The 14,628-nt window shown below is 54.4% G+C and carries 14 protein-coding genes and 1 tRNA gene; 7 read left to right on the top strand and 8 right to left on the bottom strand.

Annotated features, from left to right (window positions below; all coding sequences use genetic code 11):
- Positions 1-14: 14 nt before the first annotated feature.
- Positions 15-1,409 carry an HlyD family type I secretion periplasmic adaptor subunit gene (locus BLP93_RS08260; RefSeq protein ID WP_208596597.1) on the top strand — a complete coding sequence of 465 codons (1,395 nt, stop codon included), beginning with the start codon at positions 15-17 and terminating at the stop codon, positions 1,407-1,409.
- 4 nt (positions 1,410-1,413) lie between these two features.
- The gene (locus BLP93_RS08255; RefSeq protein WP_092119843.1) at positions 1,414-2,031 is read left to right on the top strand and encodes a response regulator transcription factor; all 618 of its coding nucleotides are present in this window, start codon (positions 1,414-1,416) and stop codon (positions 2,029-2,031) included.
- Between the two features lie 152 nt (positions 2,032-2,183).
- Here the strand turns inward: BLP93_RS08255 and BLP93_RS08250 are convergent, their stop codons facing one another.
- Positions 2,184-3,698: a retention module-containing protein gene (locus tag BLP93_RS08250; RefSeq protein WP_092119840.1), complete on the bottom strand. Its 1,515-nt coding sequence runs from the start codon at positions 3,696-3,698 to the stop codon at positions 2,184-2,186.
- 834 nt (positions 3,699-4,532) lie between these two features.
- Here BLP93_RS08250 and BLP93_RS08240 point away from each other — a divergent pair.
- The 5 genes from BLP93_RS08240 to BLP93_RS08220 all read left to right on the top strand — a co-directional run bounded on the left by BLP93_RS08240 (position 4,533) and on the right by BLP93_RS08220 (position 6,923).
- Positions 4,533-4,805, top strand: a complete 273-nt coding sequence (locus BLP93_RS08240; protein ID WP_092119956.1) for a BrnT family toxin — start codon at positions 4,533-4,535, stop codon at positions 4,803-4,805.
- Positions 4,806-4,808: 3 nt separating this feature from the next.
- The gene (locus BLP93_RS08235; RefSeq protein WP_092119837.1) at positions 4,809-5,084 is read left to right on the top strand and encodes a hypothetical protein; all 276 of its coding nucleotides are present in this window, start codon (positions 4,809-4,811) and stop codon (positions 5,082-5,084) included.
- Between the two features lie 34 nt (positions 5,085-5,118).
- The gene (locus BLP93_RS08230) at positions 5,119-5,805 is read left to right on the top strand and encodes an Rpn family recombination-promoting nuclease/putative transposase (protein ID WP_092119834.1); all 687 of its coding nucleotides are present in this window, start codon (positions 5,119-5,121) and stop codon (positions 5,803-5,805) included.
- A 14-nt stretch (positions 5,806-5,819) separates the two neighbouring features.
- Positions 5,820-6,296: a nucleoside deaminase gene (locus tag BLP93_RS08225; RefSeq protein WP_092119831.1), complete on the top strand. Its 477-nt coding sequence runs from the start codon at positions 5,820-5,822 to the stop codon at positions 6,294-6,296.
- A 138-nt stretch (positions 6,297-6,434) separates the two neighbouring features.
- Positions 6,435-6,923 carry a TspO/MBR family protein gene (locus BLP93_RS08220; RefSeq protein WP_092119827.1) on the top strand — a complete coding sequence of 163 codons (489 nt, stop codon included), beginning with the start codon at positions 6,435-6,437 and terminating at the stop codon, positions 6,921-6,923.
- A 60-nt stretch (positions 6,924-6,983) separates the two neighbouring features.
- On the opposite strand, the gene BLP93_RS08215 is transcribed toward BLP93_RS08220, so the two are convergent.
- The 7 genes from BLP93_RS08215 to BLP93_RS08185 form a co-directional block, all read right to left on the bottom strand.
- On the bottom strand, positions 6,984-10,412 hold the full coding sequence (locus tag BLP93_RS08215) for a PAS domain-containing hybrid sensor histidine kinase/response regulator (RefSeq protein WP_092119824.1): 3,429 nt from the start codon (positions 10,410-10,412) through the stop codon (positions 6,984-6,986).
- Positions 10,413-10,716: 304 nt separating this feature from the next.
- The gene (locus BLP93_RS08210) at positions 10,717-11,097 is read right to left on the bottom strand and encodes a hypothetical protein (protein WP_092119821.1); all 381 of its coding nucleotides are present in this window, start codon (positions 11,095-11,097) and stop codon (positions 10,717-10,719) included.
- Positions 11,098-11,163: 66 nt separating this feature from the next.
- Complete coding sequence (locus tag BLP93_RS08205; RefSeq protein ID WP_161946243.1) at positions 11,164-11,607, bottom strand: Lcl C-terminal domain-containing protein; 444 nt, start codon at positions 11,605-11,607, stop codon at positions 11,164-11,166.
- Between the two features lie 565 nt (positions 11,608-12,172).
- Positions 12,173-12,259, bottom strand: a tRNA-Leu gene (locus tag BLP93_RS08200).
- Positions 12,260-12,268: 9 nt separating this feature from the next.
- Positions 12,269-12,640 (bottom strand): preprotein translocase subunit SecG, encoded by a 372-nt coding sequence (secG, locus tag BLP93_RS08195; RefSeq protein WP_092119815.1) that lies wholly within the window; start codon positions 12,638-12,640, stop codon positions 12,269-12,271.
- Between the two features lie 20 nt (positions 12,641-12,660).
- Positions 12,661-13,434: a triose-phosphate isomerase gene (gene tpiA / locus BLP93_RS08190; RefSeq protein ID WP_092119812.1), complete on the bottom strand. Its 774-nt coding sequence runs from the start codon at positions 13,432-13,434 to the stop codon at positions 12,661-12,663.
- A complete protein-coding gene (locus BLP93_RS08185; RefSeq protein WP_092119809.1) occupies positions 13,434-14,621 on the bottom strand; it encodes a phosphoglycerate kinase in 1,188 nt (395 codons plus the stop codon). The genes tpiA and BLP93_RS08185 overlap by 1 nt, the downstream gene beginning before the upstream one ends.
- Positions 14,622-14,628 lie beyond the last annotated feature (7 nt).

Genomic DNA, 14,628 nt, shown 5'->3' with positions numbered 1-14,628 from the left:
CCAGGAGAAGACACGTGAAGGACGAAACGAATACTGAACCCGCGCCAGCGCAGGGGCCGCTGAAAAAACCGAAACCGCGGGAGCTTTTTTACCGGATGGATCCCGAGGACGTGGACTATGCCACGGACATCAGAGCCTCCATTTTGGCCCAATCTCCCCGGGGTGGCAGGGCCATTGTCTGGGCTGTGCTGATCCTCTTATGCGGAGCAGTGTACTGGGCCTCGGTTTCCGAGATCGAGGAAGTGACCCGGGGCGAGGGCAAGGTCATTCCCTCCGGACAGATCCAGGTCGTCCAAAACCTGGAGGGCGGAATCATTTCCGAGATCCTGATCAGGGCCGGGGACACGGTGGAGCGCGGACAGCTGCTGCTGCGCATCGACGAAACCCGCTTTTCTTCGTCGTTTCAGCAGAGCCGCGCCAGATATTTGGCAAATCTGGCCAAGGCGGCCCGCCTCCAGGCCGAGGCCACGGGCACGGCGTTCATCGTGCCCCCGGAGGTGATGGCCGAGTCGCCGGAGATCGGCAACAGCGAAAAGCAGCTCTATGACTCCCGGCAGAACGAACTGCGTTTTGCTGTGAGCATCAGACAGGAGCAGCTCAACCAACGTCGGAGTGAGTTGCGCGAGCTTCAGGTCAAGCTGGAGGAACTGAACAGGACGTATGACCTGTTCGAAAAGGAGCTTGCCCTGCTCAGGCCTCTTGTGGCCAAGGGCGCGGTCTCGGAAATGGAAGTCCTTCAAAACGAACGCAGGGCCAGCGAGATGCGCGGGGAGATGGAGGTCATCAGACAGTCCATTCCCAGAGCCCGCTCCAGGATTGAGGAAAGCACCTCCGCCATCCAGGAAATCAGACTGAATTTCGTCAACAAGGCAAAGGCCGATTTGAACGACGTGCAGTCGCTCCTGGGGGAGGAAACCGCCGCGGCCACTGCCCTGAGGGACCGTCTGGACCGGACCCTGGTCCGATCCCCGGTCAACGGGATCGTGAACCGCGTCCTGGTGAGCACCCTTGGCGGTGTCGTCCAGCCGGGCATGGACCTGATCGAGATCGTCCCGGCCGAGGGCACTCTGCTCATCGAGGCCCGGATTCGGCCCTCGGACATCGCCTTTCTCCGGCCCGCTCAGAAGGCCATGATCAAAATCACGGCCTACGACTTCACGATCTTCGGTGGACTGGAGGCCAAGCTCGAGCATATCGGCGCGGACAGCATCACAGATGAAAAAGGCAACAGCTATTATCTTGTCCAGTTGCGCACGGAAAGGAACTACCTCGGCACGGAAAACAATCCCCTGCCGATCATTCCCGGCATGGTGGCCACGGCGGACATCCTCACAGGCAAGAGGACCGTCCTGTCCTATCTTATGAAACCAATCCTGCGGGCCAAGTATACCGCATTCAGAGAGAGGTGATCACATGAGAATACTGTTTTCCAGCGCGAATCCAGTGGTGCTCAGACGATGGCGAGAACTGCTTTCCTCCACTCCGGGGGAGCAGGCCGCGACCCTGGCAGAAGCGAAGCGACATCTGACCGTAAAGAAATTCGATCTTGTGCTTTTGCACCGGCCCCTCGTTGACCAGCAATCCTTCACCGATTTGCAAGGGATAGATCCCGGGACCCGGTTCATGCTGTTGTCGGACCGGCCTTACGAGGAGGAGGGGCTGTCCTTTCTCAAGGCGGGCATTTCAGGATACGCTAACACGTATATTTCCCCGGACCTGCTCAAGGAGGCGGTGCGCGTCATAATCGGCGGGGGGGTATGGCTGGGACAGCAGATCATTCAGCGGTTGATCCAGGACATGGCCGCCGGAGAGCAGAGACGGCCCGAGGCCGAAGCCGGACAGGCCTTGCCCGGCCTGACAAAGATGGAACGCATGGTTGCCGACATGGTCGCCCGGGGCCTGGCAAACGCGCAAATCGCTGAGGACCTGAAGATCACTGAACGGACCGTGAAGGCGCACCTTACTTCAATCTATGGAAAGACCAAGACCGGCAACCGCCTGGGTCTGGCCGTGCTGATGAACAGGGGATAAAGGTGCTATAATATCTCATTTCCGCCGATCTTCACTGATCTAAAGGGCCACGTCGTCCTGCCAATACCAACAAGGGCTGCGAAGGTGTACCACCCTTCGCAGCCCTTGTTGGCCGTCAGCCCCTGAAAACTCAGGGGACCCGTCTGCTTGTGCTATGTTGTTTCACTTGTATTGTCTGTCATACCATCATCGCCGAACTCGTTAACAGCAAAAACCATCGTGAATAAACCTTCTTCATGCTCGAAATAGCTAGGTGCTGGGCCACCCACTGTTGCGGTGTCGGAGGTGTCTAGGTTGTCATACCCTACTTCATCACCATTGTCGTCATCAATGGAGATTTCAGTCCCCCCCTTGAATTCATCCACCCCCACCGTAAAGGTGGTGGACCCGCTAGTCTCGCCTTGGGGGATCGTGATCGTTTCGCCATTGCTCAAAGTGAGAACCAAGTCGCCTTCCGTTGGAGGATTGTCCACGTCGGCCGTGATGGTGATCTCGTAGTATGATGGTTCAAAGGATGTTTCAGTTCCGTTCCAATCTGGATTTGAATCGCTGTTCTTGTTGTACGCTGTCTTGGCATTACCGCCGAAGGATTGTTCATTATTAGTTAGATAGTCTGAAAGTCCAAGAGAATGCAACTGATCGACAGTCAACTTATTTCCATCACTGTCGAAAAATCCACCTTCCCCGGATTGGCCCTCGCCGGCACCATTTCCTTTACCTGAATTGTCTGAACCCGCCTTGATGTAGTAATTGGTGACAGTGTAGCCATCGTACTGTCCCTGTATCCAATCTGTATATCCTTCAGGATGTTTCGGATCTGTTGTCTCAATGAGGTTTTCGTAATCATCAATTTTGACAGCAATCCTATTTCCGTCCTCATTTTCCAGAATATACAGCACATGAGAGATATCACGAGGAAGCGGCAGCGGCTCAGGAGGTGATATCAACTTGGCCTCGTATGACAGCGTAACAAGCCCGTTATAGGGGTCGTTGGGATCAGGATCCTCGGGATCAGGATCCTCGGGATCAGGATCGTTGGGATCAGGATCGTCGGGATCAGGATCGTCGGGATCGGGATCGTCGGGATCGGGATCGTCGGGATCAGGATCGTCGGGATCGGGATCGTCGGGATCGGGATCGGTTGCTGCGACTGGAGCAGGAGGAGTTGGTTCTCCTTCTTCAATCGTGATTACACCTTCCAATGGGTCAGGCAGGACTACAGAAAAGCCCTCGGTCTCGGCGCCGCTTGTGGGTAGGACCTCTCCGCCGTCCACATCAAACTTGACCAGGGACAGGCCCCCGCCTGCACCGCCGGGACCGCCGGCCGCTGTGGCGTCGATCTCAATCTCCTCTCCCGATTCCAAAGCCTCCATAATCAACTCAGCCTCGGCAAAGAGATCCGTAACCTCGGCCGCCTCGGGAACTCCGGTATAAACGTCCTCGTTCAGGAGCACGTCGCTCATCCTGCCGAGATCCACTTGCATGGGCGGGGGACCGTCCAGCATGATGGATACACTGCCATCGCTTTCCGTTACGATCCGTTCGTTGGCATAGACAATACTGTTGGGACCAAGGACGCGCTCGGTTCCGTCCGGCGCGACGGCCTTAACCGTTCCATACAGAATGACCACTTTTCCTATTGCTTGGGTTCCTGTCGAGACAGCCATTGTGTTCTCCTATTTAAAAGGGTGAAATCGCTTTGTGATAAATTCCTAACTTACGATCAGACATTACATCAACATTATTTCCTGTCTATTGTACTTTGGTACAGTTTTTCGCAGAAATGTGCAGACGCAAGCAGGCGCTTGTTCGGGAATTTGTCAGTCGCGGATTCGTAGTCAATGGGATGGGAACAACGGCCCCTCTGGCTGTATTATGGAACACGGCAGTTTGAGCGAACAGTTAAAAAATCGGAGCACGTTTCATATCCGCTCTTTCGCCTCCCGAAAAGAATATCGCATAAGGGAGGTACTGCCATGGCTTGGGCGATGCTCATATGACAAACTTGACTTGATGCTCAATTTTCTTTGTGACGGCGACCATCGTCGCGGAGTGTCAGTGCGGCCAGCACCTGGGAAATCACCACCAAGCACCGAATCGGCAAGCTGGAACAGGTGCCGGGCGTTGTCGACAGATTTCCTGAACTCGTGGCAGCCGATGGATTCACTCACCTTCCCATGACCTATGTCCATTCCTTGCGTGCAGGTTCCTACTCCATGCAGCACCGCGACCCCTTTGATCGCATGCTTGCGGCCCAAAGCGAACTGGAAATGCTGCCGCTTGTCACTTTGGATCCTGCCTTTTCTGCTTTTCACTGCAAAACATTTTGGTAGCCGGTTTGCCGTGTGGTGCGCTCTGCTCAGTACCGCTTTGTGAACTTCAGCCAACTGCTCGTTCCATAGTGGCGCTATTTGGCTGCTTCAACCAAGATAATGCAGGTGCTTGTTCTGACGGGAAGGGGTCGGGTTGACATTGTCAACTGTCTGTCCCAGATTCAAACCATGCCGAAGTACAAATGGAACGCCGAAAAAAATGCTCTTTTGGCAAAAGAACGTGGAATAACCTTTGATGAGATTGTTAATATAATTGAAGCAGGTGCCCTTGTTATTGAAACGGAACACCCCAACCCGACAAAATACCCCAACCAACGCATCCTCATCGTGGATAGCGACGGCTACGCGTTGCTCGTTCCCTTTGTTCGAGATGGAGCGGATTTTTTCCTGAAAACGATCATTCCCAGCCGCAAAGCCACAAAGAAGTACCTCGGAGGTTGAACCATGCAGCACGAAAAACCTTACCCCCTCGACGATGATGAGCGGGAAATCCTCAAGGCGTATCAGTCTGGAATGTTGACCAGCGTGCCGCCTTCCGGCGATCATCGGACCATAGCTCGCGAGACGCTGAAAAAGAACCGAAAAATCAACATTCGTATATCGGAAAACGACCTGGCCGCGCTGCAGCGAAAAGCCTTGCGGGAAGGCATCCCCTGCCAAACCCTCATCGGCAGCATCCTGCACAAATACGCCAGCGGTTTCCTCAAGGAAGTCAATTGAGAAGCACATATGATGTGCTACTGAGGCATCCCAACTGGATGTCCGCATCCAACTCCAGGACGGTCGGCAGATCAACGTGGAAATCCAGATCCTGCCCACGGACCCCATGCCCGAACGAACCATGTTCTACTGGGCCAAGATGTACGCCGGGCAGATCAAGGCCGGAGATTCCTACCAGAAGCTGAAAAAATGCGTGACCATCAACATCGTGGATTTCCCCTGCATCCCGCTCCAGCAACTCCATTCCTGCTTCCATCTCACCGATGACGCCACCGGCCACCGCCTGACCGACGTCCTGGAAGTGCATTTCCTGGAGTTGCCCAGGCTGCGGGAGGCGATCTTGGCCGGACCTGAAACCGATCCGCTCACGCAATGGATGCTGTTCATCGACGGAGAATCACAGGAGGTCATCAAAATGCTCGCCCACGACAACAAGGACATCAGGCAAGCCTACAATCTTCTCGAAGTCATCTCCAAGGACAAGCTCAAACGCATGGCCTACGAAGCCCGCGAAGCCGAACTCATGGACCAGCGCTCCCGGATACTCTCCGCTGAAATGAAGGGCAGAGAGGAGGGTAGAGTGGAAGGCGAAGAGATTGGAATCAGGAAGATAGTTCAGGCCATGTTCGCCCGAGGCATGTCTCTGGACGACGTAGCGGCCATCACCGGATTGGACAGGGAGCAGGTGGCCGGACTGCAAGGACAGATGCAGTTTGGGTAGGAGAAAAGCACGTGATGATTGAACAAAATCCGGAATTTTTTATGCGCAAGGCAATCGCTCTTTCCAGGGAAAACGTGAAGCAGGGCGGTGGGCCTTTCGCGGCAATCATCGTCAAGGATGGAAAGGTGATCGCCGAGGCTTCGAACAGCGTTACCCGCGACAACGACCCTACGGCGCATGCTGAAATCAACGCCATCAGGCAAGCCTGTAGGGAACTGAACACATATGACCTTTCAGGATGTTCGATATTCACGACTTGTGAACCCTGCCCGATGTGCCTGGGGGCTATTTACTGGGCTCGCCTCGACCGTATCTACTATGGCAACAACAAAACAGACGCCGCTGAGATCGGATTTGATGACGCCTTCATCTACCAGGAATTGAACATTCCTTTGAATGAACGCATAATTTCGATGGTGAACCTCTTACCTGAAGAGGCCGGGGAAGCCTTCAGGGATTGGGAACTGAAGGAAGACAAGGTCACGTACTGAACAGATTCAGTCATACCGGCGAAAACCTGTATCCAGCTCTTTTCCGATTTTGCTGAATAGTTATTTTGTTTTTTGTAGGTCGGCGAAAAGGCAGGTCGCTGAATCAGCATGCCGGTCCCGAATATGGAGGGAGTTGCGATGGAGAAACGCAAACAGATTTTAGGTCTTATCGGCTGGTTGGCCATCACGTATGTTGCCGCTGCAGTCGGAAGCGCGGCCTCGATGGATGCTCCAGCATTATACGCCCAGTTGGATAGGCCGGCATGGTCGCCGCCTGCTCAGCTTTTCGGACCTGTGTGGACGGTCCTGTACACGCTCATGGGAGTGGCGGCGTGGCTTGTCTGGCGTGTTGGAACATTCAGGGAAACGCGGACGGCGCTTGGCCTTTTCATTGTACAGCTTTTCTTCAATGCGCTCTGGTCGTGGCTTTTTTTCGTTTGGAATCTTGGAATGGTTTCCTTTGCGGGAATACTTCTTCTCCTGGGCCTGATCTTCATCACCATGATCAGCTTTTGGAACAAAAGACCATTGGCAGGCGCGCTCCTGATCCCGTATCTGCTCTGGGTTGGATATGCGTCAATTCTGAACTACACGCTCTGGCGGCTCAATCCTCATATCCTTGGTTAATCATGTACAGGAGGGCTTTTCGCGGGGGGGAAGGTGGATTGAGAAAAGGTATGGTGCTCTTCAAGCGAAAGTTCTCTCCAGCACTCTCTGCAAATCCTCCATGTGCATCGGCTTCCCCACGTAGTCGTTCATCCCGGCATCAAGGAACTTCTCCCTGTCTCCAAGCATGGCATAGGCCGTCAGAGCGATGATGGGGATATCCTTCTTGAGACCAAGATCAGTGGACGACCTGATGGCCTTGGCGGCTTCGACGCCGTTCATCACCGGCATCTGGATGTCCATCAGAACAAGATCGAAATCCTGCTGGGAAAGCAGATCCAAAGCCTGACGACCGTTCTCGGCTAGAGTCCCCTTGTGCCCCGCTTTCTGCAGTAGTTTCATGGTCGGAAACGAGTTGGACGGATCATCCTCGACAAGGAGAATACGCAAGCGGGAAGCCGGAGACGAACTTGATGCCCCAATAGACAAGCTCGAATCGTTTGCAACGGGAAGTTTGAAGTACAAAGCGATATGGATCGTGGTTCCCCGGCCCTCCAGGCTTTCGACGCACAGCCGCCCATCCATGAGTTCAACCAGCCGCTTGACTATGGCCAGTCCGAGCCCCGCGCCTTGGTACTTCCGGGTGTACGAGCCGTCCACCTGCACGAAGGGCTTGAACAGGTCGTTGAGTTTGTCATCAGGGATGCCGATGCCCGTGTCGGTTACGGAAAAAAGAATCCTGAAGGCCCCGTTTTTCCAAGAACGGATCGGAGTCATCCTTACGTTGACCTTTCCGCTGTCGCTGTATTTCAAGGAATTGCCGACAACGTTGAACAGCACTTGCCGCAATCGGGCTTCATCTCCGACCAGCCGTTGCGGAATAGCCGGGTCTATAGAACATTCCAGAGTCATCCCTTTGTTTCTGGCTGTCACGGTGAACAGACCGAGAATCGAGTCTTGCAGTTCGATCATACTGAACTCGGACTCGAGGAGTTCCATCTTTCCGACCTCAACCTTGGACAGGTCCAGGATATCGGACAGCAACCTGGTCAGGCGATCCGCGGAGGTTTTGGCCAAATGGACATATTGTTGTTGATCCTCATCCAGGGCAGTGGTGTCCAATAACGCCATCATGCCCATGATGCCGTTGATGGGAGTGCGAATTTCATGGCTCATATTGGCCAGGAATTCGGATTTTGCCAGGTTGGCGGCTTCGGCCGCTTGCTTGGCTTGAAGCATAGCGGCTTCGGTCCGTTTGAGTTCAGTCAGATCGATATCAATGCAAAACAGTTCAGGTTCTTGATCGAATTTGTTAATAATCGCATGACTTGAGTAAACCTGTATGCGTGAGCCGTCCTTGCGCTTCAAACTGAGTTCCGTCGGGGGAATCGGTTTTCCGCCTGCGGACATCACTTGAATTTCACGAAGAACATCCTGTCGCATTTCGTCCGGGATGATCAGGTCCAGGAGATTTTTTCCAATGGCCTCATCAGCGGAATATCCATAGAAGTTCTCGGATGCTTTGTTCCAGAACAGAGTCATGCCGTCCATGCCATATCCCTGTACAGCCACTGTGGGCACATGTTCAAACAGGTTGCTGAAACGCGCCTCACTTTCACGCAGCACTTTTTCAATATTTATTCTCTGTGTAATGTCACGAATAAGTTCAACAGCATACTCAACTTGCCCTGCATCAGAGAGGATTGGATTGGCCCGGCAGCTCAGGTGAACATCAAGCTCAGGCACAAATTTCTCCAATTCCACTGGTTGTTTTGCCTGTATGGCTGCTTGTGTTGCGCAGGGAGAACAGGGCGCTTTCCGGCCAATGTGCTCATAGCATTTGCCGCCAATAACCTGCTCCGGGGACTTGTTCAGAAATGCATAGCCTGCCTTGTTGTAACGCATCACACTCAGATCAGGTCGTTTGACGCCCATGATGTCCGGAATGTTGTCCAGGATGCCCTCAAGCAGGGCCGTCTTTTCCTTGAGTTCGTGCTCGATTCGCTTGCGTTCGGTAACATCGCGACAAACGCAAAATATAAGTTTCCGTCCATTGATTACAGACCCGTTGGAGCTAATTTCAACGTCATAGAATGTGCCATCCTTGCGACGGTGACGAGTTTCAAAAAAATCACCTTTTACATCGATTTTATGAACCATTTCGGCAAGTTGATCTGGATCCCTGTTGATATCCCAATCCCAGAGTGAGAGTTGCTGTATTTCTTCGTGAGAATAACCAAGCATTCCAGCAAAGCGTTTGTTGGCTTCATGAACGCTTCCATCCTGGTTCAAGACAACGATCCCGTCTCTGGAATCATCGACCAGGATACGACGACGAACAGCATCTTCTTGTAACGCCTCTTCCGTCTGTTTGCGCTCAGTAATATCAATGCCATTGCCAAAGACCACAGGTCGTCCATGCCATGTCCCAGACGTGATGGTCAGGATCAGTGTCTTCACCCTGCCGTGGACGAAATATTCTCTCTCCAGAACACCGCCTGTTTCCCATAATGGGAGATGTGTTGCCAACATCTTGTTCTTGCCGGGCGGTATGTAATCAATGACATTCTTTGTCAGTAACTCGCTGCGTGAACACTCAAAAAAATGCAAGGCAGCCTCATTGGCATCGATATAATTGCCTTCGATATCAATAATAGTGATAGGGTTGATCGTTCTCTCGAACAGGGTGAGGTAACGGTTTTCGCTCTCACGCAGTGCATCCTCCGCCTGTTTTTTCTCTGTAACATCCTGGAAAATGCAGTGGGTTCTCTGGAACCGGCCTTGTGCATCTCGCTGGATCTTGCCGTTGAAGTAGACGAGAATTGGCGATCCATCCTTTTTGACCATTTCGAATTCAACACCCAAGATTTCACCAACAGCCTTGAACTTTGGGAAGTTTTCCTTGAAATGATCCCTCCAATCCGGATGCAGGATATCGCCGAAATTCTTGTCGATCAGTTCATCTCGTGAGTATCCCAGCACATCAAGAAATAATTGATTTACGTCGAGAAAGTTTCCCTGTTCGTCCAACGACTGGTAGGGCATGGGAGCGTTTTTGAACATCAACCGAAAGCGCCGCTCGGTTTCCCTCTCGGCCTGCTCGGCATTTTTGCGCGCGGTAATGTCGCTCACAAAGCCTTGAAAATGCAAAACGCTCCCGTCTTCCGCATAGACAGTTCGAATGCTCCCCGATGCCCAGAAACGGGTGCCGTCCTTGCGAACATGTTCGCATTCGAAGTTTTTTACTATTCCTTCAGCCGCCAACAGGCTGGTGACAGTAGGGCCGTCTTTGGGATCAGCGAACAATTCAGCGGCAATGTCCTGGACCGAATTCACCAGATCCAGCGGTGCATTATATCCGAACATCTCCGCCAAGGCCTGATTGGCATAGAGAAAACGTCCCTCCGGTGTTGTCTTGAAGATACCGACAGGTGCGTGGTCCAGGATGTCCTGGGCGTCGGAAAAGCCTGCTTGAGCGGGAGGTGCGGCAGGGGCTTGCTTTTGGTACATCTGGACTCCTGTGCAGTGTGGGATGACAAGTTGCTGCGTTTATAGCGGCCTTGTCATGTCATGGGTGTGTGAACCGTATTCACCTTATGTTAATTATTTTCTTCTTTCCCATTCATGCAACAAGGTCAAGCAAAAGATTCGATCTCAGCCGCGTCCGTCCTTCGCCCTGGTTTGAGACGTCTGAACAACGATCCAAAAAACAGAAAAGCCGCCGATCCCGAAAAGGACAGGCGGCTTTGAGCGGGGAGAGTGGGATGCCCCAGTGCCACCCCCGTCCCGTTAAAGAGTCATTTCATCGAGGAACCTAACGATCATCCTCATGACAAAACCTGCACTCAGATGTCTTCCTCAAACCCAGTGTCTTCGTCAAACCCGGCTGCGGACCGCCAGCCTTCCAGTGCGGACAATCGAAAACCCGCGTGTCCTGCTTAAGGCAATCGTTCCTGGCCATCATGCATGCGTTGAGACAATCCATGTTCCCCGGAGGGCACAGGGCCTCGCAATTGTCACGGTTTGCGTTGCAGGTCGCCAGGATACTGCTGAACGTCTGGTTGCAGCAGTTGGTGCAGACGATCAGGTCGGGGCAGCCGTGGATGCAGTCGATGTAGGTGCCGGTTGCGGCGTGAAGGTTGGGCGTTGCCATGAACAGCAGGGCCAGGGAAGCAGTCAAAAACAGTTTACGCATTTCCAGTCTCCTTGGTTGGTTGAAGGATCAAGTAATCCGAACGGAATGACCAAAGTTCCAATCACCTCACTGTCCGGCGCGGACCGGCCATACGTAGGTGATGTCGATCTTGCGGTAGTGATCCACGCTGCCGTGGCTCATGTTCACGAACCACGCGAAGTCATGGCCGTCCTCGTAGGTCGAGCTGGACCAGTAGGAGGACGACTGGAACCCGGTAAAGGGATGTCCGCCACTCATTGCATGGTATAAAATTAAAAGCTCGTCCTTGCTCGGCAGCCGCCAGCCGCCAATACCGGAGATGCTGAAAGAGCTGCACCTGGACATGGCGTCATCCCAATTCAATCTGCCGAACGGGTTGGCATTGTTGGTCCACATCAGATTGGTTGCAGTATCCATCACTGTACCGTCCCCATAGTCCACAAACCTCTGGGCCTGGGCTTCGCCGGACATGACCAGCCCAGCTATGCAGAGCATAACCGCCATAGCTGCAACCGCGAAAAGCTTCTTCATGGTTTTTTCTCCTGTTGATGGTGGACCGTAATGGTCTTGCATCTATTGAGCACGATACATGCCAGAACAGAAACACCAAATTCCTAGCCGTTGCAGAAAGCGTCAGCCTATATTGGTTGTGTATGCGGCCATTTCGTTGGCACAACTGCCAAAATTCTTGGCAGCCCGAGAGATGTCGTGAAACTGTTGGTGTTGTGTCCGATGCACAAGGGCGCGGGGGCCATGACGATGCTTCACTCCCGGTTGATAGCAGTGCGGGACGGTCAGATCAATCGGGGTCACGGCCAGGTTTGGGACTGTTGCGGATCGACCTGCTGATTCCTGGCGGGATTTGAGGTGGGGTGGTGATCAAGGTATAAGCTTGGAGATCAGACCGGACGGCTTGCTGGATGGCAAGACCGTCCAGGCAGGGCAGGGGCCGGTTCATGCTGAGCATCTTCCAGTTCCTCGGCCAGGCAAACCCGGATGTCAAAAGACAAAAAAAAACGAGGCCGGACAATCTGTCCAGCCTCGTTTAAAATCTATTGACCTTTTGTGTTGAGCCGGTCGGGCTCGGATTGTCTTTTGGTGCCGAAGGGGGGACTCGAACCCCCACGAGGTTTCCCTCACCACCCCCTCAAGATGGCGTGTCTACCAATTCCACCACTTCGGCTTTTTGAAACTATTGCGACTCGGTCGGACCTTGCTGAGGGGCGTTGGAGTCGGCGGGCTCGCGGGGCGTCAGGATCTGCTGTTCGATGGTCCCCGGAGCGGACGGAACTTGCAGCATGTCGCCGGGAATGTCAAGGATGATTGATTCTTCCGCGGTTCGCTGGCCGCTCATGTAGGTGAAGCTCAGCGAGGTGATCAGGAAGACGCTTGCAACGCTGATGGTCAGCTTCTTGAGCAGGCCGCCCGCGCCGCCGCCGCCGAAGACGGAACTGCTGCCCCCGCCGAAGATGACGCCCATCCCTTCCTTGCCCGATTGGAGCAGAATCAGGACGACCAGGGAAATGCACGCGAGAATGTGAATGGTGATGATCAGGGTACTCAAAATTAAAACTCCTTCGTATATCAGTCAGCCGTGGCAATGGCTGTAAAGCTTTCAACCTGCAAACTCGCCCCACCTACCAGCACCCCGTTCACATTGTCAAGGCCGAGAATCGCAGCGGCGTTGTCCGCCTTCACGCTTCCACCGTAAAGTATGCGTATCCCATTGCCGCAATGAGGAAAATGCTCTTCAAGGGTTTTTCGGACAACGGCATGGGCTGAGAGGATGTCCTCGGGCTCGGCCGTTTCTCCGGTACCGATGGCCCAGACCGGCTCGTAGGCGATCGTGAGCTGCTCCGGGGTGACGGTTTCCTTGTTCACCTGGGCCAACCCGAGACGCAGTTGTCCCTTGACCACGTTTTCCATGCTGCCGTGGGTGCGTTGGTCCAGGGTTTCGCCGATGCACAGGATCATGTGCAGTCCGGCCTGCAGGCCGAAGGCGACCTTCTGGGCAATGAACCTGTCGGATTCCTTGATGACGTGGCGGCGTTCGGAGTGTCCGGCCAGAGCATGAGTGCATCCTGCGTCGGCCAGCATGGACGGGGCGATTTCACCGGTGTAAGCGCCTTCCTCTGACGGATAGAAATTCTGTGCTCCCACGAACATGCGCTCTCGGCCACGCAGTTTCTCGGACACGGTCTTGAGCGCCGTGAACGGCGGCAGGATCAGGAGTTCCCGCTCCGGGGGCAAGGCGTCAGCGAGTCCGGCAACCAGGCCGGCAGCCAGTTCAACGGCCTGTCCTTCAGTCTTGTACATCTTCCAGTTGCCGGCGATCAAAGTTCTTGGCTGACTGCTCATTACTTGCACTCCTTGAGGGCTTTGAAGGCTGGGAGATCCTTGCCTTCCATGAATTCCAAAAACGCGCCTCCACCCGTTGAGATGAAGCTGATCTTGTCCGCCATTCCGGATGCGTGCAGCATGGCATCCGTATCACCGCCGCCCACGATGCTGACCTCGGCTAATTCAGCCACGATCTTCGCCATGTGCATCGATCCGGAGGCAAAGGCCGGGTTCTCGAAAGCGCCCATGGGGCCGTTCCAGACAACCGTGCCCGCTCCCTCCAGGACTTCCGTGAACTGGGCCTGGGTAACAGGACCAATGTCCAGGACCATCTGACCTTCAGGAATTTCCTGGTATCCGCAAATGCCCTCGGCCTGTTCGACCTTGAGGCCGGCGGCATGAATGAAGTCCACGGGCAGGTGCAGGTCGACGCCGCGTTCCTTGGCCTTGTCCATGATCTCCCGGGCCGTGTCCAGAAGATCGTTTTCCACCAGGGAGGCGCCGACCGGGTAGCCCTGGGCCTTGATGAAGGTGTTGGCCATGGCGCCGCCGATGATCAGACGGTCAACCTTGTCCAGGAGATTGTTCAGGATTCCGATCTTCCCCGAAACCTTGGCCCCTCCGGATACGGCCACGAAAGGTCGTTTGGGAGCAGCCAGGGCCTGGCCCAGGTATTCCCATTCCTTCTGCATCAGCAACCCGGCGCAGCAATACGGAATAAATTTGGTGATTCCGGAATTGGACGCATGAGCCCGGTGCGCGGTGCCGAAGGCGTCGTTGACGTAGATTTCGGCCAACTTGGCCAGCTTGGCGCTGAAATCCGGATCGTTCTTGGTTTCGCCGGCATGAAAGCGCAGGTTTTCAAGCAGCAGGATCTGTCCCGGTTGAAGGGCCTGCGCCATGGACTCCACTTTCGGCCCGACGCAATCCTTTGCCATGGCCACATCCTGGCCCAGCAGTTCCGACAAGCGCCGGGCAATCGGCTGAAGACTCAGTTCCGGCACGGCTTCGCCCTTGGGCCTGCCCATGTGGGAGCACAGCACCAGGGAAGCCCCCTGGTCCAGGGCCAGCTTCAGCGTGGGCAGGCTGGCCTTGATGCGGGTGTCTTCCTGGATGACCCCCTGGTCAATGGGCACATTGTAGTCCACCCGGATCAGGAGACGTTTTCCCTTGACGTCCATGTCCTTCAAAAATCGCATGCTCATATGGTTT

The organism is Desulfonatronum thiosulfatophilum (genome assembly GCF_900104215.1).
GTDB classification, from domain to species: Bacteria; Desulfobacterota; Desulfovibrionia; order Desulfovibrionales; family Desulfonatronaceae; genus Desulfonatronum; species Desulfonatronum thiosulfatophilum.
Note: the sequence above shows the minus strand (reverse complement) of the source record. Positions and strands in the feature narration are given on the sequence as shown.